The following is a 24,484-nucleotide window of genomic DNA, read 5'->3' as shown; positions in this document are numbered from 1 at the left end:
AGTCAGATCACTGCCAACCAATTTTTTATTGAAGATCTTGCTCACCTCTCTACCCTCAAACCAGGGATACACCTGAACTTCATGAACTCAGCAGGGTGGATTTATCAAAGAGCTAGTCCTAGCCACTTTGACGAGTACAACGAACGAAACCCCAAACAAAGTTTTACACTTTGTTTGATTCACGATCAACAGCGAATTGTAAATTCTGTACTGAGTTGCTGTTTGAAGATAATAACTGAAGTATAGGAAAATGCACAGTAACCCACAATCTGCACCCCGTATGAGGCTATTTCTGCTCGCGACTTAGTATCACCGCCAGTTGCATCTTCTAGGGAATTGAGATTTTTCATCCAGGTTGGATGGTGTTTGAGCATACTTGAGAAGATTTTCATTAAATAAAATCAATAATAAACTAGCCTTGACATCCTGGTTTTTTCACCCATACCACCAACAGCCAGTCACAAATGCTGCCGAAGAGACTTCTTGGCAATTGCAATTCCGTGTGGCTACACCTGCCGATTTTACTGGTGTTACCCAAATTATTGCCGAAAGCTTTCACTCTCAAAAGGGTCTATGGGGATGGGCTTTCCCGTTGCTACGGTTGGGTATTTACGAAGACTTAAGGCACCGTTTAGCCTCGCCTTCACCCCATCACGTTTGTTTGGTTGCGGTTGACACTACTACTGGTGGAGCTAATAATGTCGTGGGAACTGTGGAACTGGGTGTACGTTTCAGTGACTCGTGGACAAATGTTAGCCGGAGTTTTCCTTACCTATCTAATTTAGCTGTTCACCCAAAATATCGTAGGCATGGTGTGGCAACTGGATTGCTGATTAGCTGTGAACAAGTTTGCCAAGAATGGGGATTTAAAGATTTATATCTTCATGTTTTGGAAAATAACCATCAGGCACGGCAGCTTTATTTCAAGTTGGGATATCGGGTGCATAAAGTCGAATCTCATTGGAATCTATTTCTCCTCAGCCGCTCACGGCAAATATTCTTGCACAAGCATTTGAGCCCTAACTCAAATATGTGACATCCGAACAGTGGGCTGGAGTGCAAATATTATTTGAAAATAGCAAATTTGCCTGGGGGGTCTTAAGACTCCCTAGCCCCCAGAGTAAGCGAGAAGCGCTATGACTAATTCTCCGGTAGAGATTTTATCTAGGCTTTTTTCAAGCTAAAATAACTATTATCTGGGCTTTGCTACTTATCAATATTAAGTTATATCTTAATTTATTGTTTTTGTTTAACAATAAATATTATCCGCCAAATCACATTTAGTAAATTTTCCCTTCCTCATCCTAACTTTGTATTTAGGATTTCATCTTTATAAAAGCTTTAAAAAATGACCCCCACAGTTGGAGACAAATCCAGCCAAATCCCATAGAATATGATTAAATTACTGAACAACACCTATTTATTTCTAACTTAGTTAAATTTGCCAGCCATTGCTTGAAAATTTCATATAAATCAAAAACTTGATTTGATTGAATAGCCAATTTTGTCTTGTAAGTGCATAGTACTACCAAATTCATCGGAAGTTTGAGAAAAAATGGATAGCGAAAAGCGTCGCCGCTATCAGACTGCTATGGTATCAACTTATTGCTCTGACACCAGTTTCCTTGACCCTATGGTCATGCTAGATGGAGCCGAGCAATCTCAAGGCTCGGATATACTCACGCTTCTGCACAGTGGAAAAGTTTTTATCGTCAATAGTCGTAGGCGGAATGGGTTAATACTCTTTAAACAATACCATGCAGAGTTTGCTGGGCCGGGAGCAGCAGTGGGTGGAGATCATGATGCTGATTGCCAATGGGTGCTGCCTATAGGTAATCTGTCTTTATTAACTCCTGACTCGAATGAAGATCGCCAGAAAGCTTACTTGATTAGGCGACAATGGATTCGGTTGATCAAACAAATTACAGAAAACCCAGTGTCCGGGCAGCGAGTGCATAAAATTCTCGACCAATTTGAACAATGGTTTACACCAGAAATGGTGGCTGATTTACCGGATGTGGCTTTTGCCCAGTTAGTGGGTGTGCTGCCACAAACGGTGGGAATAGTCAGCCGTCTGGGCAGCGAGATAGACAGTAGTTTTAATTAATCAGTCAGTAGCTAAAGCAGCTTGGATTCGAGCCAGTGTGCGGGCGTTTTCTTCGGGAGTGCCTACAGTAATTCGCAATCCGTCACTCAGCAGCCGCACAAGCGTGCCGAGATTCCTCAGTTTTTGGTTTAGGCGGAAAGCTGCGTCTTGTGGCTGAATCGGAGGATAGGAGCCATTTGGTTGAAGACGCAAGTAAATAAAGTTAGTGGCACTTTCTGTTATTTGTAATGCTGGGTGTGGGGATAAAGCGGTGATCAGTTTGGCTCGTTCGCTGAGGGTTTGGGGAATTGAATCTAGCAAAAGAGTGCGGTTTTGCAAAGCTACTAATGCTGCGGCGAGAGAGAAGCTAGGAAGATTATAGGGTAAGCGGACTTTTTCTAAAATAGCGATCGCATCTGGATGAGCAATACAATAGCCAACACGTAGCGCTGCTAACCGAAAAGCTTTAGAAAAGGTACGTAGCACTACCCAGTTAGGACGCTGTGCTAATTCCCCAACTAGGGACATCTGACTAAATTCAAAGTAAGCTTCATCAATCACTACCAAAATCTGCTCGCTCAGACTTCTTAACCAAGCCAACTCTGCCGCAGTTAAGCGATTGGCGGTGGGAGAATTGGGATGCACGACAAAAACCACCCGAATTGGCGGATTTTGAGTTTCTTCTATCGCCGACTGGGCGGCTTTTAAGTCAATTTCAAAGTTGTTTGCATCTCTACCCACTCTCACCACGGGTATTCCCAAAGTTTCTGCCAAAATTCCGTACATTGAAAAGGTGGGATTGGCAACGAGAATTGAACCTTCTCCCTTCAGACAGGTGGCAATTAATAATGAGCGGATTAGTTCATCTGAACCATTGCCCACGGAAATATTAGCAGCAGTGAAGGTTGATGGCGAGAGGGCGGCTGACTGATTAACGTATTCGGCGATCGCATCCTTGAGTGTTTCATGTCCACCGTCAGGATAACGATTTGTTTCGATTACTTGCTGATATGTCCAGGCTAGCTTTGCTTTTAACTCGGTTGGCAAATCATCGGGGCTTTCATTTGTATCCAGCCGGTCAAACTGCGCGGGGACGGCTTCAGCTGTATCGCTGCTGGGGTGGGGTTTGTAAGCGTTGAATTGGGCTAAGTCTGACCGGATGAAGGGAAGCATAATTTTAGTCATTAGTCATTAGTCATTAGTTATTAGTCATTAGTCATTAGTCATTAGTCATTAGTCATTAGTCATTAGTCATTAGTCATTAGTCATTAGTCATTAGTCATTAGTCAAGATTAGTTAATTAAGGTCAAATGACTAATAACTTGAGTGGGAATTTAATATCTTACAACTTCAAGGTAATTGGCAGAAAAGGCGGATTGCCTGCCAAATTTCTGCGGTGACATTGCCTAAAGCGTGATCGCTTTCTAATTCTATTAAATCTACCCAAGGACGCGATCGCACAAAATCGCGACTGGCGGTAATCGGGATGACTTCATCATGAGAGCCATGCAAAATCAAGGTAGGAATGGGACGTTGCAACTCCTCCTCTTGATATTGAGTGGCATCTGTCAGGAAATCGTAACTTAAAGGCAACAATCGCTCTTCGCCGTAGTGGTACACCTGGAGAAATTTTTCTTGCTGCCAATGTTGCACCCCTATCTCCCCTAACTTAGTCAACCAATGGGATAAAAACCCAAAAGCTGGTGCTAGCAAAACAAGGCGTTGCACTTGTGGGTATCGCTGCCCTAAGTGGGCAGCTGTTAAACCGCCCAAACTAGAGCCAATCAGTGTCACAGGTGCAGCATCGTCACTGAATTCGGCAGCGACTTGAGTTAACTGACGAGTGATTGTCAGTTGGCTAAAATCGCCTGCATTCAGATCGGGAATTTTCAGCTTGAGGAGAATTTGGGCAAAGCGATCGCTAATTTCCTGCGCTTTGGCAGATTTAGGACTACTAGCAAAGCCGTGAAGATAGATGAAGGAATTCAAAATTTAAAATTCATCACGTCCATACAAAATTTACCGCATCGTGACGAATTCTTCCCCAGACGAGGGATGGATACCGACGGTAGCATCAAAATCTTTTTTGGTTGCGCCCATCTTGACGGCGATCGCCACACCTTGAATAATTTCAGCTGCGCTATCTCCCACCATGTGAGCACCCAGTACTTTGTCGGTGTTCGCATCCACCACCAACTTCATCATGGTTTTTTCTTGTTTCCCGGCCAAAGTATAGTACATCGGGCGGAAGCGAGTGCGATAAATGGTAACAGCATCACCGAGTTTGTCCCGTGCTTGAGCTTCCGTTAAGCCGACTGTAGCCGCTTCGGGGGTGGAAAATACCGCTGTGGGAACTGTTTCGTGACTGAATTCGCGGCGGTTGTTGCCAAATTCACTATCAGCAAAGGCGCGACCTTCACCAATGGCCACAGGAGTTAAATTTAAGCGATCTGTGACATCACCTACAGCAAAGATATGCGGTAGACAAGTTTGACTAAATTCGTTGACAGTAATGGCGTCTGTAGTGCTGTATCCTGGGCCTTCCACAGAACTAGGAAGGCAATCAACCCCAGCATTTTCTAAACCCAACCCATCAACATTGGGAGTCCGACCGGTCGCCACTAAAAACACATCAGCGATGATGTCTGTCTGATCTTCCCCGGATAAACTCAACTTCAGTCCTGCTTCCACCTTTTCAACTGCTGTTACCTCGGTGTTTTGGAGAATGCGAATTCCGTGATTTGTCATTCCCTCCTGAATACCTGTGCGGATATCTTCATCAAAGCCCTTTAAAATTAGGTCTCCCCGGATAATCTGCGTCACCTCACAACCCAAACCGCGCATAATACAAGCAAATTCTGTGCCGATATAACCAGCACCAATAATGGCGATATGTTTTGGTTGTGTTTTTAGGTGAAATATTTCATTAGAGGTAATGGCATACTCCATACCAGGTAAATCCGGTTTGATGGGACGTCCACCTACAGCAATTAAAATTTTGTCTGCTGTAAATTTTTTGCCATTAACTTCTAGCGTGTGGGGGTCTACCAAAGTGGCGCGACCAGAAATTAATTCCACTCCAGCCTTTTCTAACAAGCTGATGTGTATTGCTGACAGTCGCCGGACTTCCTGATCTATGGATGTGATGAAATGTTCCCAGTCCAATTCTGCATTACCTACTTTCCAGCCATAACCTGCGGCATCTTGGAATAGGGCAGGAAAGTGAGAAGCATAGACCATGAGCTTTTTGGGAACACAACCGCGAATTACACAAGTACCGCCAACTAAATCGTTTTCAGCGATCGCCACTTTCGCCCCGTAGCTAGCCGCCCGTTTGGAAGCCGCCAAACCCCCAGAACCAGCACCAATAACAAATAGGTCGTAATCAAAGGTCATAAATTTAGCTGTTTTTCGCTACAATTTAGCTGCTTTTAACTTACCCAGAAGAGTTGATTGAACTAAGATATTCAGCGCCCCTGGGTAAGTCTTGTCCTTGATTTAATCTAGCGTTAGCAGCTGCTCTGATGTCAGGGCTGAAGAATATTAGTTATTTCTACCATTACCGGAATTTGGGTTGTTTGTATTCCCACCGCCTGGTTGACCATCGGAATTACCCGGTGGAGAATCTTGGTTGTTTGTATTCCCACCACCTGGTTGACCATCGGAATTACCCGGTGGAGAATCTTGGTTGTTTGTATTCCCACCGCCTGGTTGACCATCGGAATTACCCGGTGGAGAATCTTGGTTGTTTGTATTCCCACCGCCTGGTTGACCATCGGAATTACCCGGTGGAGAATCTTGGTTGTTTGTATTCCCACCGCCTGGTTGACCATCGGAATTACCCGGTGGAGAATCTTGGTTGTTTGTATTCCCACCACCTGGTTGACCATCGGAATTACCCGGTGGAGAATCTTGGTTGTTTGTATTCCCACCACCTGGTTGACCATCGGAATTACCCGGTGGAGAATCTTGGTTGTTTGTATTCCCACCGCCTGGTTGACCATCGGAATTACCCGGTGGAGAATCTTGGTTGTTTGTATTCCCACCGCCTGGTTGACCATCGGAATTACCCGGTGGAGAATCTTGGTTGTTTGTATTCCCACCGCCTGGTTGACCATCAGAATTACCCGGTGGAGAATCTTGGTTGTTTGTATTCCCACCGCCTGGTTGACCATCAGAATTACCCGGTGGAGAATCTTGGTTGTTTGTATTCCCACCGCCTGGTTGACCATCAGAATTACCCGGTGGAGAATCTTGGTTGTTTGTATTCCCACCGCCTGGTTGACCATCAGAATTACCCGGTGGAGAATCTTGGTTGTTTGTATTCCCACCGCCTGGTTGATTATCAGAATTACCCGGTGGAGAATCTTGGTTGTTGATATTTCCACCGCCTGGTTGACCATCAGAATTACCAGGGCCACCAGAATTTTGATTACTGGAATTACTACCATTCCCAGATTGCTGGATAGGATCTGACAGGACTTCTCCTGTGTCCACAAAAGAATTTATCGGGGAATTTTCTGTGCTAACGTCCTTGCTAGGGGAATTTGTAGAACTAGCTGTGTTTTCTAAAAAAGATGGGTTTTCAACTACTCCTTGTCCGGTGATTGGTGACTGTGCCGTTAAAGCAGCAACGATTTCAGCTTGAACACTTGCGATCGCCGGATCTGGCGTAGACTCAAGACTTTTCTTCGTTAAATCAAGTCCCTGCACCAGATTGCTCGTTTCATAAAAAGTTCTCAGGTCAAAATCGTATAAGCCCTGAAATTTATCTTTAACGATAACCATCAGCTGCCCTGCTTGTAGCACCTGATTTTGATCAGCTTTTTTGTTTGCAACTTCAATACCGCTATTTGTCAACGCACCCACAATCGTGGTATCTGTTTCTTGGTTGTAGCGGACAAATAAAGCTGAACCGCGAATTGCAGCTGCTGCATTCGGTGTCTGGATACGTGTTTGCCCCCTTCCCGGTGGGATAAGCAGTAGCACAGTCCCATTTGACAGTCTAAAGTCTCGATTCTTCGGCAAAAATTGAAATACTGCCTGTTCTCCAATTCGTGCCAAAGAGCCATCATTGAAGCGCAAATCTGCTAGTGAAGCTCGACCTGTCGATAAACCATCCCCAGGAATCAGGGCATCTAATTTGCGTGCAGGACGTTTCTGCGGTTTATTTTTGGGAATCAGTTGCACCAAATTGCGGAGGTTCTGAATCTCAGCTCGCATCAGAGGAGTCATAGCACCTGCCTGATTTGTCAAAGGCAGCGATACAATCCCCCATAAACTAATGGCCAATAGTGGAAAAAACTTACGCAACATAATTTTGGAACCTCGGCAAAAACTATTGATAACAAGGCAGTAAAATATAAATTTTGATGTTAAAGCTTTGAAGCTCTGCTAGTAATTACAGTAAGTTTCATTAGGTTAATTTATCTAAATTTTATTGTAAATCTATTTTTTAGACAACAAATTTATCTATAAAATATTTAAGTTTATAATTTGAAACAGAGTTTGCCTGAATTTAAAGTCAGAATCTAACGTAACAAGAAATTCTTGATCAGCTAAAAGAGGTGAAGCACTGGCTGATTTTAACAAAATGGGCATAAAGAATATCTTTCTAGTTATTGCTGCTAACAAGTTGTGAATATATGTTTGCAAAATGCGATTAATATCATTAAAGATGCAACCCCTGTGGGGGAAAAATTTATTATTTTCGATTTTATTGGCATCCAGCGCTGGTAACTGGCTTTACATAGGGGTACACGGCGTACTGGCGGCAAATTCAGACACTGGATATCGTCAAAATCAAGTATTATCACGGTTAAATGCTTTAACCTTTTCAGAGGTAACTCAACAATCCAGTGATTTTCCTCCTTTATACACACAGATTGCGTCAAATCCAGCACCGCTTACGCAACCAATTGCTAAACCCGGCCAATTACTAACCGAAGAACTTGACAATACTCAACAGCGCAACGACCTAACACAACTAGAAGAGCCACCAAACAATCTTCCCAAATCTACTCCAGAAGCAATGGAGCAACTTTTGAGTCCACTTCAGATAGAGGAATCTGAAAAGCTTGAGAGGCAAAGGCGGCTGCTGTCAGAAAAAACACAGCCATATCCTGAATCAGATAGCAATCGGGAACTGGGGCTGCGGGTGAGGCCACGACCGCTAGAAGAACTGCCACCCCCAACGACAGTAAAACCCCTGGCTGAGTCGAAACCTATAGGCTACCTAAAGGCTCGCGTTGGCTACTTCCAGACAAGTAATATTTTTTCCACAAATAATCGACCCATAGAGGATGGTTTGATTATTTCCGGACTGACACTAGCCTCTGCATATTTCCCCTTGGGGCCTAAGACCTATTTAAACGGGTCAATTGATGGCAATCTGATTCGTTATATCGATCAATCAAAATACGATTACAACCAGTTGAGATTCAACCTTGGTCTTTACCGGCAACTATCACCGCGAATGTATGGTGAAATCAATTGGAGTAATCAACAGTTGTTTTTTGCTAAAAATGGCGATCGCTTTGATAGCATTCAAGCAGGCGATCGCTTTTTGAACGAAAATGCTCTGCGGCTATCATTGGGAAGACGCGACCCCATAACACAAAAATTATTTCTCGATAGCTTCTACGAATTGAGTGTAAATTTTTCTGACCCAGGAAACCGTAGCCGGGTAAATAATTTTGCTTGGGTTTCCTTGAGCTACTACTTGCAAAAGCCCCTGAATATTGGTCTTGACTACCAGTTGAGCTTGTCAGACTTTACACAGCGCGAACGAGAAGACCAATTTCATCGGCTATTTGGGCACTTAAATTACCGAATCTCCACCTCCAGCAATATGAATTTGCAGAGTGGTGTGACCTTAGGTGGTTCTACCGTCCCAAACATTGATTTTTCTAGCTGGTTCTTCAGTGTAAATTACAATTTACAATTAGGTAGATTTTGAAATCTGTCGGTTTTCTGTGATCATGACCAATTACCAATGACTAATAACTAATCCAATCACTCCAACTACCAGCATAAAGTTTACCTGTGGGAATGCCAGCTAGTGCTAAAGAAAGTAAATTTACGCAAGCTGTAACGCCAGAACCACAATAAACGAAAATTTCCTCGGCTGGATCTAAATTATTCCACCGACGGCGTTGCTCTAGCTGGGGAAGTAAGTAGCCTGAAGAGTCTGTGACTTCTTGCCAAGGGTAGTTAACTGCACCGGGAATATGACCGGCAATTTTATCAATCGGCTCTCGTTCACCGCGATAGCGATCGCTTTCTCTAGAGTCTACCAAAATTACCTCCGGGTTATCTTTGCGACTTTTAACGGCTGTAATATCTACCACCAGTTCTGTTTGGATCTGGGGGGTAAATGTAGCCAGACGTGCAGGAGGAATCAAATCTGTGACGGGATAATCAGCTTTTTGCCATCCAGCAAAGCCGCCATCGAGTACAGCTACTTGCTCATGTCCTAGATAGCGCAACAGCCACCACAGCCGAGATGCAAAGGCAAAGCGAGAATCATCGTAGGCGACAACCAGAGTTTTTTGGGAATTCACCCCAATTTTTGCCAACTTATTCGCTAAATCAGTGGGATTAGGTAAAGGATGTCTTCCCCCATGCTCTCCCACGGGACTAGATAAATCCTGATTCAAGTCTAGATAGTAAGATCCTTGGATGTGGCTTGCTTGGTACTGCTGTTGTCCTAGTTGTGGATCAGCCAGAGAAAAGCGACAATCGACAATAACAACTTGTGGATCATCAAGGTGTTCAAATAGCCATTTTTGAGAAACAGCAAATTGGTTATTAGTCATTAGTCATTAGTCATTAGTTATTAGTTAAGTAGAAGGCAAGAGGCAAGGGGCAAGGAGCAAAAGGGAAGATTGGACTTTTTTCGTTATTAGTTATTAATTATTAGTTTAGTGTTACTAGCAAAATGTCAGATTTAGATAATTTTGTACCCCAACCAACATACGATGGTTCTTTTACATTCTTCTCTGAAGAATTTGACGAAGCGTTTCACAGCCATTATGGAGCTAGACAAGAGAGTTATCTTAAATTCGCACTTCCTACTAAACTGACGACAGCAGCCGATAATGGAGTTGTGCGACTTTTAGATATTTGTTATGGTCTAGGATACAACACAGCAGCTGCTTTACAGGTAATTTGGGAAGCAAATCCCAATTGTTATGTTGAAGTCATCGGGTTAGAACTCAATCCAGCAGTTCCAAAAGCAGCCATTAACCAGCATATATTCCACGATTGGGACTACGAGTATCAAGAAATTTTGACTCAACTAGCTTTTAAGCATCAAGTCCAAACAGACCGCTTGAAAGCAAAGTTACTAATAGGCGATGCTAGAGAATCAATTCAGCCGGTACATCAGTCAGGTTTCCAAGCTGATGCCATTTTTCTTGACCCCTTTTCACCGCCCAAGTGTCCGCAGTTATGGACTGTAGAATTTATCCGCCAAGTAGCCCTGTGCTTACATCAAGATGGCTTACTAGCAACTTATTCCTGTGCGGCTACTGTACGCGCTGCGCTGTTAGCGGCTGGGTTGGTGATAAGTTCTACTACACCCATAGGTAGGCGGACACCTGGGACTATAGCCGCCCATTCTAAAGATGGGGAGGTGGGGGGTTGGGGAGATGAAGAGAAAGACATTACCCCAATTCCCCCACTTTCTCAAGCTGAACAAGAACATTTACAAACTCGTGCGGCCATTCCTTACCGTGATCCTGAATTGAGGGATTCAGCCGAAGTTATAATAATGCGTCGACAACAAGAGCAACAAGCCTCTGTTCTAGAACCTAGCTCCCGTTGGCAAAAAAGGTGGGCAAAAAAACTTAAGCAATCAAGATCCTCTGAGTTGTTTAACATTTTGGTCTGTGATGATTAGCTGATATGATTTGAGCCTGAATCTCAAAGAAGTAAAAGCATTCATCATTGAAATTTATTGATACCTAATTATGGTTGTAGTAGCAATTTTAGCGGCTGGAAAAGGCACAAGGATGAAATCAAACCTGCCCAAGGTTTTACATTGTTTGGGTGGGCGATCGCTAATTGAGAGAGTTATCGACAGTGTCGAACCGCTTTCGCCCTCACGGCGGCTAGTAATTGTCGGGTATCAATCCGAGGAAGTTAAAGCCGCGATGCATTCAATTCCTAACTTGGAATTTGTCGAACAAACTGAGCAATTGGGCACAGGTCATGCCATCCAGCAACTACTTCCCTATCTTGAGGGCTACACGGGGGATTTGCTGGTGTTGAATGGCGATGTCCCGTTATTACGCACCGCTACTTTAAAGCATTTGTGGCAAACTCACCAAGAAAATCAAAACGCCGCCACCATCCTCACAGCAAACCTGAGTGATCCTACAGGTTATGGAAGGGTTTTTTGTAACGGTGAAAATTTTGTGCAACAAATGGTAGAACACAAGGATTGTACTGCCACCCAAAGACAAAATCACCGCGTTAACGCTGGAATTTACTGCTTCCGTTGGCAAAATTTAGCCAAGGTGTTGCCCCATTTAGAGGCAAATAATTCCCAAAAGGAATATTACCTCACGGATGCTGTTACCCAGGTGGGACAGGTGATGGCGGTGGATGTGGAAGATGATCAAGAAATTTTGGGAATTAACGATCGCCTACAACTTGCCACAGCTTACGAAATTTTGCAAAGGCGAATCAAAGAAAAATGGCTACTAGCAGGCGTTACGCTGATTGACCCCCCAAGCATCACCATTGATGAAACGGTGGAATTACAACCAGATATCATTATTGAACCTCAAACCCACCTGCGCGGAAATACAGTGATTCAGTCCGGTAGCCGCATTGGCCCTGGTAGTTTAATTGAAAATAGCGATTTGGGTCAAAATGTCACTGTGCAGTATTCTGTGGTGACGGATAGCGTTGTGCAGACGGGAAGCAAAATCGGCCCTTATGCTCATTTGCGGGGTCATGCAGAGGTGGGTGCTAATTGCCGTGTGGGTAATTTTGTGGAGTTGAAAAATACTCAATTAGGCGATCGCACAAATGTCGCTCATTTATCCTATTTAGGCGATACCACAGCCGGATCTCAGGTAAATATTGGTGCAGGGACAATTACCGCCAACTATGACGGCGTCAAGAAACACAAGACTAAAATTGGCGATCGTACCAAAACAGGTTCTAATAGCGTTTTAGTTGCACCTATTACCCTAGGTGATGATGTCTATATAGCAGCCGGTTCAACAGTTACAGAAGATGTCCCCGATGATTCTTTAGTAATTGCCCGTAGTCGCCAAGTAGTCAAACGTGGTTGGCGAAACAAGAGTGTAAAAGATTAGCTTTGTAGGGTGCGTTCCCAACGCACCCCAAACAATCAGCAGTAGAGACACAATCAATCTTAAATAGTATCTGGATCAATATTTAATTCTCGAAGTTTAGCCGCCAATCGTTCTGCTCTTTGAGTTTCCTGTTCAGCCACTTCTTCTGGCGTAGGGACTAGCTGACCAACAGATGTAAAAAATCGCAAAAGTCCCTGATGAATTCCCAAATATAAACCTAGTTGCTGACTCCACAAATGTCCTTGTTCATTAGCTGCGAGAGGTTGATATGCACCATCAACTAAGTGAAATCCAGCAAATTCTAATGTATAGGGGTCAAACCAAAAATAATCAGGAGTGCGAAAAGTATCTTGATAAATTTTTTTCTTTAAATCTTTGTCAGTCGCAGCGGTTTTTGGCGACAGAATTTCCACAATTACATGAGGATATTTGCCATCCTCTTCCCAAACTACCCAACTTTTGCGGGTTTTGCGTTCAGTGTCCAGCACCACAAAAAAATCCGGCCCCCGGAAGTCTTCTGATTTGCGTTGGTGAGGACTATAGTAGATAGTCAGATTTCCAGCAGCGTAGAAATCATTTCTATCTCTCCACAACCATTCCAGGCATTTGAAAAGTAGGATTATTTGTCGCAGATGCAGTTCTGTTTCCAAGGGAGGCTCATCACTATATAAATCACTTGAGGGAAAGATAATCTCTTGTGAGATGTCTTTGGGAGAGTCCAATTCTTTGGTAAGAGTCATAGCTGCATAGTATCAGATATTTTTTATTTTAACCCTGCTGTAATTCTTCGGTGGTCTAGGTTCAGCCGAAGATTAAATATAAACTCGCCGAAATCATATTGACAGCCATTTGCAGGTAAATGAACTACATCTTGATGAAAGTTTCGCGCAAAGACGCAAAGGAGCAAAGGAAGAAAGCCATTAACTCAGATTGTGGACTCAATATATGAAATCTGCTCTAAGCAAGAGCAAATGAAGCAATAATGAAATTATACAAGCGCCTAGTTTTTGTGTTTAAAAAAATATGTGGTAATACGAGATTTAGTAGCTGAGATTAATCAGGCTGACTCTCAATTGCTAAATTATTATATTTCAACAAAAGTCTCTTTTTCAGGAGGTGAAACTGTAAACTTTAATAATCAAGATGAACAAAATATTTATACTACTTTAGCCAAAAGAATCTATTCTACTAGAAATGCTATACTTCATAGTAAAGAAGGTATGAGTAAAGAAACTGGAAAGAAAAATAAATACACTCCTTTTATAGACGATCATGTATTATCTAAGGAACTTCCTTTGATGCAATTAATTTCCGAGCAAATTATATTATCGACTAGTGATGAATTTAAATTATGAAACTAAGTAAAAATTATTATTAACAATTTCAACAACTAATATGGAAGAACTGCTAGAACTTAGACAACTTCTCGAACAAGGCAAAATTCATGAAGCTTTACTCTTAGTAGATGAATTAGAAGAAATGAGCCTGAGCGACAAAATCAATAAAATTGATAGTTATGGCGTGATTTTACTCATTCATTTAATAAAACAGAAAGCCGAAAACCGTTCTACTCGCTCTTGGGAAATTTCTATAGAAAATGCAGTGCGGGAAATCAATAAAATTAATAAGCGCCGCAAATCTGGTGGTGTTTACTTGAATCCCGCAGAAATCATGGAAATTCTACAACAAGGATATCAAGTATCACTAAAAAGAGCGGCGCTAGAAGCTTATGAAGGACGATATGAAACCGAAGAAATAGCAGCAATGGTTAACGAACAAGAAATTTTAGATCAGGCGCTGGAATTGATTCAAAAATAACCAATAAAACCGCAAAAACCCTCGGCGTTACTTTGCGCTTCCCTCAGCTATCTGGTGCGTTAAAAAAACCACCTTAGAGGATGTTTTAAAAGTCTTTGGTGATGTATCAAAAATATTGAGATCCCCCTAAATCCACGCCAGTCGCTCATGGGGGAGACCCCCAAGACCGCGCTGGCTCCCCTTAAAAAGGGGGACTTTGACTCCAATTCCCCCCTTTTTAAGGGGGGCTAGGGGGGATCTCGATACGACTTGATACTTTACAAACATCCTCTTAACAATAACCAATCAACTCGCCATTATTCCATTCCAGAGTATCGCCAATGGTTTCGCCATCGTGGTACGCCGCGAGGATGATTTCGCTGGTTTTACCCCATGATATCGCCCCAGTGGCATCAAGTGCGATCGCACCCAAGTCTCGTTGATTCTTGTGCGCTTCAGTAAAAGAACGCCCCATAGCATCCTTGAGAGACATCCCATCAGTGACACGCACGACAATCTTTGCGGCTAAACACTCATCAATAATATCTTCTCCAATCCCCGTACAGCTAACAGCAGCATAACCAGTAGCATAATTACCCGCAGGCATAGCAGAATCACTGACGCGTCCAATGCGCTCAAAGCCCTTACCACCTGTGGATGTGCCAGCAGCCAGCCTGCCGAAGGTATCTAAAGCCACTACGCCGATAGTACCTCGCCCAGCATTACTACTTTCCACTAATTCAGGTTCTGCGACTACCCCGGCCATCGTGCGTTTAAAATTATCCTGGCGTTCTTGTATCCACTCATGCAACCGTAAATCAGTTAAACCGTTGTAGCTAGGAACTTGCAACTCCCGCGCCAACTCAGCGGAACCGTAATCAGACAGTACTCGGTCTGGAGAGTTTTGTAAAAATAGCGCCAACTCAATCGGATTTTTCACCCGCGAAATATTAATTACGCCACTAAAACGCCCTAATGTACCATCCATCAGAGAAGAACTCATGCGGATTTGACCATCAGATTGCAGTACTGAACCAGTACCAGCATTAAAACGGGGGTCATCTTCCAACATTTGACAACCCCGCACAACTGCATCTGTTGCGGTTGCGCCTGTCACTAGGAGAGAATACACTTCTTCTACAACTGTATGGAGCGCACGGCGCACTGCTTCCAAGCCTCCCTTACCTTGGAGAGAACTACCAGCCCCGCCATGAATAATTAATTTAGGTTGTACTTGTAACTGCATTTATTTGCGTTTGTGTAGTTTTAACTTTGATTCGGTTCATTTTTAGCCTCAGAACGGCGACGGCGGCAACGTTCTGAGCAATATTTCACTTCGTCCCAGCAATCTTCCCATTTTTTTCGCCAAGTGAAGGGACGTTGACATACCGGACAAATTTTTTCAGGCAGATCAGATTTAGCACGATTACGTCCCATATCAAAACTGTGCCGATTTGATTCAATCTTTCTCAGACCAATGGAAAATAAACATAATTAGTTTACTACTAAGGAGGGAGATTTTTGGCGCATAAATTTATGTCAATCCTCCCAAAGTATGATTTCTAAGTGATCACCTTGGGGGATTTTGGCATGATGAAAGCGCTTAACTTGGCTAATGCAGTACTAAAAGTTTTGCGGCGCTAAGGGTAACAGTAAGCGACTGACTACCCGCTCATCTGGTAGTTGATATAAATGCAATTCTCCTCCCAACTGCTGCATCATCTGTTGGCAGATCAACAGATGTAAACCTGGTGGTTGGTCGAGGTTGGAGGGAGCGAGGAGATCCTTGGGTGTATTGTTATATAGATTTGACAGTAGCTGTGATTCAATGGCGCCATTGTCTGTGATTGACAGTTCTAGCAACCGCTCATCTAAACGGCGACACCAGATATCGATTCTGCTGCCATCTTGAGAACGGTGACAGGCTGCGACCAATAATTCATGAAGAACTAATTCAATTTTCACAATGTCGCCGGCGATCACCATTGCGAATTGATTACCTGGACTGATAGCGCCTCTAAGGAATGAATTGATTTTGGGCTGTTCCCGCTCCTCAATCGGTTGTCCTAAACCATGCACACCCACCCACAACTTTTGTTGTTTGAGTACATTTTCCACTCGTTCGAGCGATCGCTTCAACAAAGTGGCAATTGGCATAGTTTCCCAGCTGATATGCAACTGCCATTGCTCTAACTTGATCATGCCATTCATCGAGGCGGTTGTCTGGTCTAACTGCCGCAGCAGTAGCCGATAGCGCGTCTGAGTCAGTTCATTAGCAGGAATACCCAAATCCTGAATTTGACCAACTAACAGCGTCGCCATTCTTTGAATTTCTTCTAAACGGCGATTTTTGTACCAATTGAGTTGACGTAATTCCTCAGTTGTGGATTCTAGATGTTGGTTAATTTTCAGTTGACGGCGCCACCAGGCTAATTGAGTTACTAAAGTTACTGTGGCGCTGAGGCTTGGTTCTGACCAGCTACGTTCTCGATAGTCTGCCAATAACACTATACCTGTGGGTTCATAATCAGCAGGAGGACGTAACGCCATCACCAAAACTTGACTGTTATCAGGGACATTCAACCATTTCCTGGTTTCCGGTGGTAAATCATCCGCCTTGAGACTGAGATAACCTTCATGGCCCAATGCCCATTCGATCAGCGCTTCACTCTGGATTGATACAGGTACATCTGCAACAACGCCAAACCAACTATTGGCTCTAACACCAAGGATAATTTCTGCCCAACTTTCACCAGGCGACCAGGATAGTAGCACAGCCAGGGGACAGTCGAGAATAGAGGCTATTTTCTCAAGTGCGGCGCGTTCTAGATTTTGTTCTTCTGCCTTGGTGATGCTGCTTTGAGCTTGTGCGAGGATGCCTAGGCATTGTGCAAATATCTGGGAAATTTTTTGCTGCTGCTTGCTACTAGTGCGTAGTTGCCACTGACGGACAATTACACCAATTTGTTGACTGACAACCCACAGGAATTCTTTTTCCAGAGTTGTCCAAGCGCGATGGTGTTCGTGAGTGATGATTAAAACGGCTTCTGGTGTATGACCTTGAACGCAGTTGCAAACCAAGAGCGATCGCACACCACTTTCTAATAATGGAGGATGCCAGAGCGAAAACCGCAAGTCTTCGTCGAAATTCTCAATCTCTATCGCTTGAGTTGCTCTCTGCAAAAGCCGCCGATCTATTTCTGAGAGGTCATTCAGGGCAAATGTCCAAGGTCGGCGATTAGGGTGTGAACTCTGGTAAAGAACTTGATAATTATTGTGGTCAGGATCAAGCTGCAATACTACAAAGCGGGTGGCAGTTAGTCGCTCTAAAACTCTCTTAGCACAAATGTGTAATGTTTCGTGCAGATCATGCTCATTATAAATAGCTTGAGCAACTTGGTTAGTGAGTTGGGTATCTTGTTGAATTTTTTTGATCGTGCTTTCCATGTTGTCGGTGGGAGCAATTAAGGAGATTAACCCAGCCGCACCTTGGACGAAATTTTTGTCTGTATCCGTCCAAATCCGAGGTTCATGTCCTTCCACCGCGAGAAAACCTAACAGGTCTTTTTGCCAGAGAATCGGAGCCGCTAGGAGCGATCGCACCTGCAACCGTTTTAACAGTTTTCCCGTAAAATGGCTTTTCAAGGAACTGCGGGCCTCACCAATACAGACAATTTGATTGACTGCCAAAGCATAATAAAAGTCGTTCAAATCCTGTACTGTCATCCCTGCGGCTGTTTTCTGGGAGCTAGAATTGCGGCCCATGTTGACTAGCTGATTGCTCATTCGACACCAAAAGTAGTGCCCTTGCGGCTCAAACCAGTAAACACTTGTCCGACTAGGGCCGATAAATTGATGGGTTACCTCGATTACTGCTTTTAGTCTTTGATCGAGATTACTCAGGGGGCGTAAATTTTCCAGCAATCGCAATAACGGTTCATCAGAACGCTTGGCTTGCTTTTGCTGCGAGTCCATTTCATTGTGATAAAGCACTGTCCCCAGTTCACCTAAAACCATCTGCAACCGTGCTTTTATTTCCGCCGATAAAAGGTAGCCCCAGCGCTGCGAACCGAGCAACACCACACCGAGACAGTAGTCTCGATAGCGAATTGGCAAAATCACCGTTCCCTGAATCTGGAATTTGATGGCGACTTCAAGCCATAAGCCGGCGCGGGTTTCTCGGCGCAAATCAGCTACACCCAAGGGACACTGCTCAATCACCACTTGCTCTAATAAATCCCCAGGATTGAGCGCCATAGATTGTTGTAAAAAACTCGTGTCACCATCTGGGGTGCTGCCCCCTTTGCCAAGCAATTCGTGATTTAGGCGATCGTAAAGAGCAATCCAAATCAGTTGGTAGTTACACTGCTCTATTAAATAAGCAATAGTGATTTCAATCAGAACTTCAACATTATCCTCTTCTTTGAGGCTCTGGAGAACACGCCCCAAAGAGAGGAGTGGTTGTTCGGCGGCTATAGGTTTATGTGGCTGCCCCATCTGATCATTGGTTAACATAGCTTGTAGTAATATATAAGATGCCCAGAAAAGCACCCTAACTAATCTTGGCTCCGGTGCTTGTTAATAGTTGGTAGATGTTAACCTGATTTGGATATTTATCAAGTTGCAATTCGTCCACTTTTGTTCAATCTGGCAAAAACAGATCCAGAGTGGTTACACCAGCAGACGATTCGCAGTTTTAGCTGGTTATCGCAAACTAGAAATCACCCCCTTAGTAGCTGGTTAAACAACCGCCTACAGCGGTCTTTATGCCTACATGATACAAGTCTAGAACAAACTCTGTTTGGGCTAACTTTCCCCAATCCCGTAGGCTTGGCAGCTGGTTTTGATAAAGATGGAGTTGCGGCACGCGTATGGTCAAGCCTAGGATTTGGCTTTGCAGAACTGGGTACCGTCACATACCTTGCACAGCCAGGAAACCCCCCTCCGCGTTTGTTTCGCTTGCCATTGGACAAAGCCGCCCTCAACCGGATGGGGTTTAATAATAGCGGTGCAGCCGCAATGGCAGCAAGGTTGACACAGCAACAACAAGATTTCACCCAGTCAATACCTATAGGTATAAATTTGGGTAAATCTAAGATAACACCGCTAGATGCAGCCGCACAGGATTATCTCAATAGTTTTCGCTTGCTCCAGGATTTGGGCGACTATTTTGTTGTCAATGTCTCTTCGCCGAATACGCCGGGATTGCGATCGCTCCAAGATGCTGCCATGCTCGGTGCCATCTTAGATTTATTGCAACAGGCAAACAATTCACAAAAGCCAATATTTGTCAAGATAGCGCCAGATTTGGAATGGGTGGCGATCGCCGATATTATTACTCTCGCTAAAACCTACAAACTAGCGGGGATCATCGCCACAAACACCACCATCCGCCGTGATCAACTCAAAACCCAGGTAATTGAGCAAACTGGTAAATCACCTGAAGATGAAGCTGGGGGAATTAGCGGTGCGCCATTACGCGATCGCTCCACCGAAGTAATCCGGTTTATTTGGCAGCAAACTCAAGGACAAATGCCGATTATTGGCGTAGGTGGCATTTTTAATCCTGAAGATGCCTGGGAAAAAATTACTGCTGGTGCCAGCCTCATCCAAGTTTATACAGGCTGGATTTACGAAGGGCCACTAATGGTAAGCCGAATTCTCGCAGGTTTGCTTGCCAAGCTAGAAGAAAACGGCTTAACCTCCATCAGCGAAGCCGTAGGTTTGCATGGTAATGGGTAATGGGTAATTGGTAATCGGTAATCAGTAATCGGTAATTGGTTAACAACTCTTGCCTCTTGCCTCTTGCCTCTTGCCTCATTGCCTCATTGCCTATTTAACCTTCTTGTTCCAGAGGGAAAAACTCCTTAGTTTTTTGGGAGTATGTCCAGGAGATACCATCAGGATCTCGGCTGCGAGACCAAGCTGGAAAATCTGGATCATTGCGCCGCTTATAAACCGTGCTGGAATAAACATTTAGCCGCTTGGCTAGTTCAGATTGAATCAGAGAGCCAAAGACCAACTGATTTTCAAGCGATCGCTTTACTTCATGGCTAGCTTCAGGTAACGACTCAGTTTCTGGTTCCTCCTGCTGTGGCTTTGGTTCTGGTGGCGCCAAAAGCGAACGCGCAGTTTTGATAACTGGTTGAGCAGCAAGTGCTTTCACCGGCTCACTACTATCAAGAATGCCGCCCAGAATACTAGCAGTCATAAAATAATACGACTGACCCCCATCTTCAGAGTCCAGAAGACTAGCACCAAATTCCGTAGCTTTACTATCCAGGTAACGTTTTGCCTGCGTCCCAGAAAAATTACCTTTGATTGCCAAATCCATTGGCGTAATTCTGCCCTGGGTTTCTTGAATCAATCGATTGAAAATCGGGTTAACTTGCTGACACCATCGTTCCCATTGATACAATTGCCAAAGTTTGAAACAAGCTAGCAACACAATTAGCGCCAGCAGAATTTTCCATGTAGAAATCAGGAAAATAATCAAAAAGGAGATTGGCAAAAGAAGAACGAGAAAAGCCTTCCCGTTATCTTCCATTGGTTTTTCACTCATCTTTTTGCCAAGTGAATTTTTGCGAAATAATATATTATCTTGGCAAAAATTTGGACATTTTTTTGTATCTTTTGGCAAAGTCTTGGCAAAATGGCTAGCAGAAGCTAATCCGAGTAAGTGTTATGCCATAGAAACCCTGTAAATTATCTGCCCTTGTACAGATAAATGGGCAAAAGTTTTTTTCTAAATACCAAAGGGTAGTTCCCAGAAACGCAACCGGGCAAAGCCAGGCAAAATTAAGTTTTTGAATATCCAAAATACTTTTGTGTGCATAAACCATTCGTAGGGTTACAGCAATTTTCCCTACCGCGTGTTGCATCCAAGAGAGAACCGCTATAAATTAGCTTGCCAACCACTTGACAGTTTGTAATATGTATACTACATTGTATATTACAAGCGGATGTCCATCAAGGAGTTAGCTTTCAGCAGTAGCGGATAGCTCAAACGCTAGAGCGCCCACCCTGCCCGCAAGGGCCGACATATCGAGGGTTACCATATATAACTTAAACACCTTTGATTCCAATCCCGGAGATGCAGGCAAAATTCCTGCTCCGCTACACCAAACCTAAATTTGAATTTTGAATTGTAATAGTTCTGCGGGGATAGCTCAGTTTGGTAGAGCACTGAAAGGGGTAAAACCCATAGTCCTTAGTTTACAAACTTGCCTGAAAAGGCCGACTAATTGAGGGTTATCTTTAATTCACTGGTCGCAGGTTCAACTCCTGCTCTCCGCGCCAAACCTAAATTTTGAATTTTCTTGTAGTGGGTGGCGAAATTGGTAAACGCACTAGAATAAAACACCTTGATTGACCCTTGCCTGTAAAGGCCGACAAATTGAGGTTTATCGGGATCTGGCGACGAAAGTCTTGCAGGTTCAACTCCTGCCTCACTACACCAAACTTAATTTTGAATTGTCATGTGGCAGGTAGCTCAGTTGGTAGAGCACCGAAAACATCCTTATTCACCCCTTGCCTGCAAAGGCCAACGAATTAGGGTTATCGCCTTTTAAGCCGGTTGTCGCAGATTCAAATCCTGCCCTGCCACTTTTCACGTTGCCCGCAAGGGCCGGGAGATAAAGCCATGAACTACAATTTCTTTACCCGAAACAAAAACAGCACACCACAAACTCAGCCTATCCCTGGACGGGAAGCAGAGATGATTCAGGGCCGTTCCGGCGGCTTTATGTTTGATGCTGGTATTTGGCAGATGCTGCGCCGTTGTTTGTTAATAGGCACAGCAAAAAGCACATACTATGCAGGTAAACAGGAATTAACCGCAGATTTTGTGGCAGTTGTCAAACAAGCCGTGGCGGAAAATCCCGGTCGTGTGGCAGAAGAAATTCTCTATGCTAGCGATGGACGCGCCATTAACAACAGCGCACCTATCCTTGCTTTGGTGCTGCTGTCAATGGGTGAAGCACCAGAAGCTAAAAAGGCATTTGGTGAAATCTTCCCCCAAGTTATCCGCACAGGTAGCCACTTCTACGAATGGCTGAACTACACCAAATCTCTGCGGGGTTTTGGTAAAGTCGTGCGGGAAGCTGGTAAAACTTGGCTTTCGCGGGAAGATGTCAAAGGTTTAGCTTATCAACTCTTGAAATATCAACAACGTCAAGGCTTCACTCACCGAGATGCTTTGCGGTTGTTCCACGTCAACCCACCAACAGAAAATCACCGTCAATTATTTGAGTGGGTAGTCAAAGGCTGGTCAGATTTGCCAGCAGACATCCCCTCAGATGCATTAGCGCAGATTTGGTGGTATGAGTGGCTCAAGCGCAACCCTACCCAAACCCATGAAGCCATTGCTCAAGGACGCCTAACCCATGAAATGGCTGCACCTGTGGGCAAAATGGACAAGCAAGCTTGGAATTTGCTATTCCAAGAAATGCCAATCGGTGCAATGCTGCGTAACTTGGGTTCTCTAACTCAGTTGCAGGTGTTGCGAGCTGATGAAACTGCTAATTTGCAGCGAGTAGAAGCAGTTCTCAACAATTTGGAACATCTGCGTAAAGGACGCATCCATCCAATTGATGTTTTGAAAGCACTCAAAACTTATCAATCTGGAGGAGCATTAGGACGCAGCCAGAAGACTTGGAACCCAGTTCCCCGCATTGTGGACATTTTGGAAAAAGCGGTGGAAATGTCTTTTGAAGTAGTGCAACCCACAGGTAAAGTGTTCATGCACGCTGTAGACATTTCTGGTTCTATGGGTAGTTTGGTTGCGGATATGGGACTGACTTGTTGTGAAATTGCCACCACAATGGCACTGGTGACAGCAAAGGCAGAGAAAAACTACGCAATTCGCGGCTTTTCTACTAAGTTTAAGGACTTGGATATTACTGCGAAAGATAGTTTTAGTTCTGCGGTTCGCAAAGCTAGCAACCAAAACTTCGGGGGAACCGATGCTTCTGTAGCTTATGACTGGATGATTCAGCAAAAGTTTAAAGCAGATGTAATCTGCTTTTGGACTGACTCGGAAAGCTGGGCCGGGAATAAGCATCCTAGTCAAGCGCTGAAGGAGTACCGCAAAAAGGTAAATCCCAATGTTAAGGCGGTGTATATCAGTCTTGCACCTTACCAGATTACCTTGGTAGATCCTAAAGATCCGCTGTCTTGGGATTTCGGAGGATTTGATCCTGGTATGCCGCGCATCATCCAGATGCTAGCAAATGGTGAATTATAAGTTTGGCTGTAGATTGTAGGATGAGGGATAAATGAAAGTTTATCCTTTATCTTTCCTGGCGGGTTTTCCCTTGTTCGTAACTTGCCTTTCGGGGCCGAAGAATATAGGGTTATCGGTTAACGTCTCCACCATATTTGGGGATTAGCGGGTTCAAATCCCGTACCCGCCATTTTTTTTGTTTTTGAATTAGCTGCTGCATACATTGCTAGAATACTTAAAGAAGTTCCCTAAAATGGGATATGTCAGCAAAAGATAGATTTCACGACGCAGTAAAAACAGCCCTCAAAAAAGATGGCTGGGTGATTACCGATGACCCGCTACACATTGCAGTAGACCGCATCACCAATATGTTTATTGATTTAGCTGCTGAGAAAATGATTGTGGCAAATCGAGATAATCAAAAGATTGCGGTTGAAGTCAAAAGTTTTTTAAGTCCCTCGACCATATCAGATTTTCACACAGCGATCGGGCAATTTATTAATTATCGCTATGCTTTAACAGATTATGAACCTGAGCGCATTTTATATTTAGCTGTACCAGTGACAATCTATGAAGAATTTTTCACTACACCATTTATTAAGTCAGTAATTCAACGCAGTCAAATCAATCTACTCATTTTTAATCCAGCAACAGAGGAGATTGTTCAATGGCAAAATTAGAGGAATATCGGGAATATGTTCAGCGTGTATTAACAGATTATGCTCAACGCAGAACATCCCACAATAAGGATGAGGAATTGGAGATGCAAACCATTTTTGATCCGGTGCATGACCATTATCAGCTAATTTATGTTGGCTGGGATAAGGGAAAGCGGGTTTATGGGCCTGTGATACATCTAGATATTAAGAATGGCAAGATTTGGATTCAGTGGAATGGCACGGAAGATGATATTGCTGCTGATTTAATGGCGTTGGGTGTGTCAAAAGAAGATATTGTGTTAGGATTCCACACGCCTTATATGCGTCAGTTTACAGATTTTGGCGTGGGGTAGCGTTTTGTCGATAATAGCCTTGGCGAATAGAATTC

General features: G+C 43.8%; 22 protein-coding genes and 3 tRNA genes. 14 read left to right on the top strand and 11 right to left on the bottom strand.

Annotation, left to right across the window (positions count from 1 at the left end; translation table 11 throughout):
• Positions 1 to 185: 185 nt before the first annotated feature.
• Entirely contained in the window at positions 186 to 374 is a 189-nt protein-coding gene (locus CYLST_RS00915; protein ID WP_015205829.1) for a hypothetical protein, read from the bottom strand.
• A gap of 44 nt (positions 375 to 418) precedes the next feature.
• On the opposite strand from CYLST_RS00915, the gene CYLST_RS00910 reads away from it, so the two are divergent.
• Together CYLST_RS00910 and CYLST_RS00905 are read left to right on the top strand one after the other, a co-directional pair.
• Positions 419 to 1,036, top strand: coding sequence for a GNAT family N-acetyltransferase (locus CYLST_RS00910; RefSeq protein WP_015205828.1), 618 nt, complete (start codon positions 419 to 421; stop codon positions 1,034 to 1,036).
• Between the two features lie 519 nt (positions 1,037 to 1,555).
• Positions 1,556 to 2,107, top strand: coding sequence for a hypothetical protein (locus CYLST_RS00905; protein WP_015205827.1), 552 nt, complete (start codon positions 1,556 to 1,558; stop codon positions 2,105 to 2,107).
• Here CYLST_RS00905 and CYLST_RS00900 read toward each other — a convergent pair whose 3' ends face one another.
• The 4 genes from CYLST_RS00900 to CYLST_RS00885 form a co-directional block, all read right to left on the bottom strand.
• A complete protein-coding gene (locus CYLST_RS00900; RefSeq protein ID WP_172642170.1) occupies positions 2,108 to 3,259 on the bottom strand; it encodes a histidinol-phosphate transaminase in 1,152 nt (383 codons plus the stop codon).
• Between the two features lie 177 nt (positions 3,260 to 3,436).
• Complete coding sequence (locus CYLST_RS00895; RefSeq protein ID WP_015205825.1) at positions 3,437 to 4,075, bottom strand: YqiA/YcfP family alpha/beta fold hydrolase; 639 nt, start codon at positions 4,073 to 4,075, stop codon at positions 3,437 to 3,439.
• A gap of 30 nt (positions 4,076 to 4,105) precedes the next feature.
• On the bottom strand, positions 4,106 to 5,482 hold the full coding sequence (gene gor / locus CYLST_RS00890) for a glutathione-disulfide reductase (protein WP_015205824.1): 1,377 nt from the start codon (positions 5,480 to 5,482) through the stop codon (positions 4,106 to 4,108).
• A 147-nt stretch (positions 5,483 to 5,629) separates the two neighbouring features.
• Positions 5,630 to 7,321, bottom strand: a complete 1,692-nt coding sequence (locus tag CYLST_RS00885; protein ID WP_245587453.1) for a FecR domain-containing protein — start codon at positions 7,319 to 7,321, stop codon at positions 5,630 to 5,632.
• A gap of 442 nt (positions 7,322 to 7,763) precedes the next feature.
• On the opposite strand from CYLST_RS00885, the gene CYLST_RS00880 reads away from it, so the two are divergent.
• Positions 7,764 to 9,044 carry a porin family protein gene (locus CYLST_RS00880; protein WP_015205822.1) on the top strand — a complete coding sequence of 427 codons (1,281 nt, stop codon included), beginning with the start codon at positions 7,764 to 7,766 and terminating at the stop codon, positions 9,042 to 9,044.
• A 40-nt stretch (positions 9,045 to 9,084) separates the two neighbouring features.
• On the opposite strand, the gene CYLST_RS00875 is transcribed toward CYLST_RS00880, so the two are convergent.
• Positions 9,085 to 9,903 (bottom strand): sulfurtransferase, encoded by an 819-nt coding sequence (locus CYLST_RS00875; RefSeq protein ID WP_015205821.1) that lies wholly within the window; start codon positions 9,901 to 9,903, stop codon positions 9,085 to 9,087.
• Between the two features lie 122 nt (positions 9,904 to 10,025).
• On the opposite strand from CYLST_RS00875, the gene CYLST_RS00870 reads away from it, so the two are divergent.
• Positions 10,026 to 10,988, top strand: a complete 963-nt coding sequence (locus tag CYLST_RS00870) for a tRNA (5-methylaminomethyl-2-thiouridine)(34)-methyltransferase MnmD (protein ID WP_015205820.1) — start codon at positions 10,026 to 10,028, stop codon at positions 10,986 to 10,988.
• Between the two features lie 70 nt (positions 10,989 to 11,058).
• Positions 11,059 to 12,417 (top strand): bifunctional UDP-N-acetylglucosamine diphosphorylase/glucosamine-1-phosphate N-acetyltransferase GlmU, encoded by a 1,359-nt coding sequence (glmU, locus tag CYLST_RS00865; RefSeq protein WP_015205819.1) that lies wholly within the window; start codon positions 11,059 to 11,061, stop codon positions 12,415 to 12,417.
• Between the two features lie 59 nt (positions 12,418 to 12,476).
• Here glmU and CYLST_RS00860 read toward each other — a convergent pair whose 3' ends face one another.
• Positions 12,477 to 13,157: a Uma2 family endonuclease gene (locus CYLST_RS00860; protein WP_015205818.1), complete on the bottom strand. Its 681-nt coding sequence runs from the start codon at positions 13,155 to 13,157 to the stop codon at positions 12,477 to 12,479.
• A gap of 285 nt (positions 13,158 to 13,442) precedes the next feature.
• On the opposite strand from CYLST_RS00860, the gene CYLST_RS00855 reads away from it, so the two are divergent.
• Both CYLST_RS00855 and CYLST_RS00850 read left to right on the top strand, forming a co-directional pair.
• The gene (locus tag CYLST_RS00855) at positions 13,443 to 13,772 is read left to right on the top strand and encodes a hypothetical protein (RefSeq protein ID WP_157162504.1); all 330 of its coding nucleotides are present in this window, start codon (positions 13,443 to 13,445) and stop codon (positions 13,770 to 13,772) included.
• A 40-nt stretch (positions 13,773 to 13,812) separates the two neighbouring features.
• Positions 13,813 to 14,235, top strand: a complete 423-nt coding sequence (locus CYLST_RS00850; protein ID WP_015205817.1) for a DUF29 family protein — start codon at positions 13,813 to 13,815, stop codon at positions 14,233 to 14,235.
• 271 nt (positions 14,236 to 14,506) lie between these two features.
• Here CYLST_RS00850 and CYLST_RS00845 read toward each other — a convergent pair whose 3' ends face one another.
• From CYLST_RS00845 to CYLST_RS00840, 3 genes are all read right to left on the bottom strand, one after another.
• Positions 14,507 to 15,460: an isoaspartyl peptidase/L-asparaginase gene (locus CYLST_RS00845; protein ID WP_015205816.1), complete on the bottom strand. Its 954-nt coding sequence runs from the start codon at positions 15,458 to 15,460 to the stop codon at positions 14,507 to 14,509.
• 20 nt (positions 15,461 to 15,480) lie between these two features.
• The gene (locus tag CYLST_RS32930) at positions 15,481 to 15,651 is read right to left on the bottom strand and encodes a DUF2256 domain-containing protein (protein WP_015205815.1); all 171 of its coding nucleotides are present in this window, start codon (positions 15,649 to 15,651) and stop codon (positions 15,481 to 15,483) included.
• Positions 15,652 to 15,837: 186 nt separating this feature from the next.
• Positions 15,838 to 18,729, bottom strand: coding sequence for a sensor histidine kinase (locus CYLST_RS00840; protein WP_015205814.1), 2,892 nt, complete (start codon positions 18,727 to 18,729; stop codon positions 15,838 to 15,840).
• 90 nt (positions 18,730 to 18,819) lie between these two features.
• Between CYLST_RS00840 and CYLST_RS00835 the strand changes: the two genes are divergently transcribed.
• Positions 18,820 to 19,956 carry a quinone-dependent dihydroorotate dehydrogenase gene (locus CYLST_RS00835; RefSeq protein ID WP_015205813.1) on the top strand — a complete coding sequence of 379 codons (1,137 nt, stop codon included), beginning with the start codon at positions 18,820 to 18,822 and terminating at the stop codon, positions 19,954 to 19,956.
• Positions 19,957 to 20,050: 94 nt separating this feature from the next.
• Here the strand turns inward: CYLST_RS00835 and CYLST_RS00830 are convergent, their stop codons facing one another.
• Positions 20,051 to 20,776 (bottom strand): hypothetical protein, encoded by a 726-nt coding sequence (locus tag CYLST_RS00830; protein WP_041232904.1) that lies wholly within the window; start codon positions 20,774 to 20,776, stop codon positions 20,051 to 20,053.
• Between the two features lie 596 nt (positions 20,777 to 21,372).
• Between CYLST_RS00830 and CYLST_RS34020 the strand changes: the two genes are divergently transcribed.
• The 6 genes from CYLST_RS34020 (at position 21,373) to CYLST_RS00810 (ending at position 24,449) form a co-directional block, all read left to right on the top strand.
• A tRNA-OTHER gene (locus CYLST_RS34020) sits at positions 21,373 to 21,513 on the top strand.
• A 22-nt stretch (positions 21,514 to 21,535) separates the two neighbouring features.
• Positions 21,536 to 21,673, top strand: a tRNA-OTHER gene (locus CYLST_RS34015).
• A gap of 22 nt (positions 21,674 to 21,695) precedes the next feature.
• Positions 21,696 to 21,820 (top strand) — tRNA-OTHER (locus CYLST_RS34010).
• Positions 21,821 to 21,856: 36 nt separating this feature from the next.
• Positions 21,857 to 23,458, top strand: coding sequence for a TROVE domain-containing protein (locus CYLST_RS00820; RefSeq protein ID WP_015205811.1), 1,602 nt, complete (start codon positions 21,857 to 21,859; stop codon positions 23,456 to 23,458).
• Positions 23,459 to 23,697: 239 nt separating this feature from the next.
• Positions 23,698 to 24,117, top strand: coding sequence for a XisH family protein (locus tag CYLST_RS00815; protein ID WP_015205810.1), 420 nt, complete (start codon positions 23,698 to 23,700; stop codon positions 24,115 to 24,117).
• Positions 24,105 to 24,449, top strand: coding sequence for a XisI protein (locus CYLST_RS00810; RefSeq protein ID WP_015205809.1), 345 nt, complete (start codon positions 24,105 to 24,107; stop codon positions 24,447 to 24,449). The genes CYLST_RS00815 and CYLST_RS00810 overlap by 13 nt, the downstream gene beginning before the upstream one ends.
• Positions 24,450 to 24,484 lie beyond the last annotated feature (35 nt).

Origin of the sequence: Cylindrospermum stagnale PCC 7417, from assembly GCF_000317535.1 — a bacterium.
GTDB classification, from domain to species: Bacteria; Cyanobacteriota; Cyanobacteriia; order Cyanobacteriales; family Nostocaceae; genus Cylindrospermum; species Cylindrospermum stagnale.
This window is presented reverse-complemented; position numbering and strand designations above follow the sequence as displayed.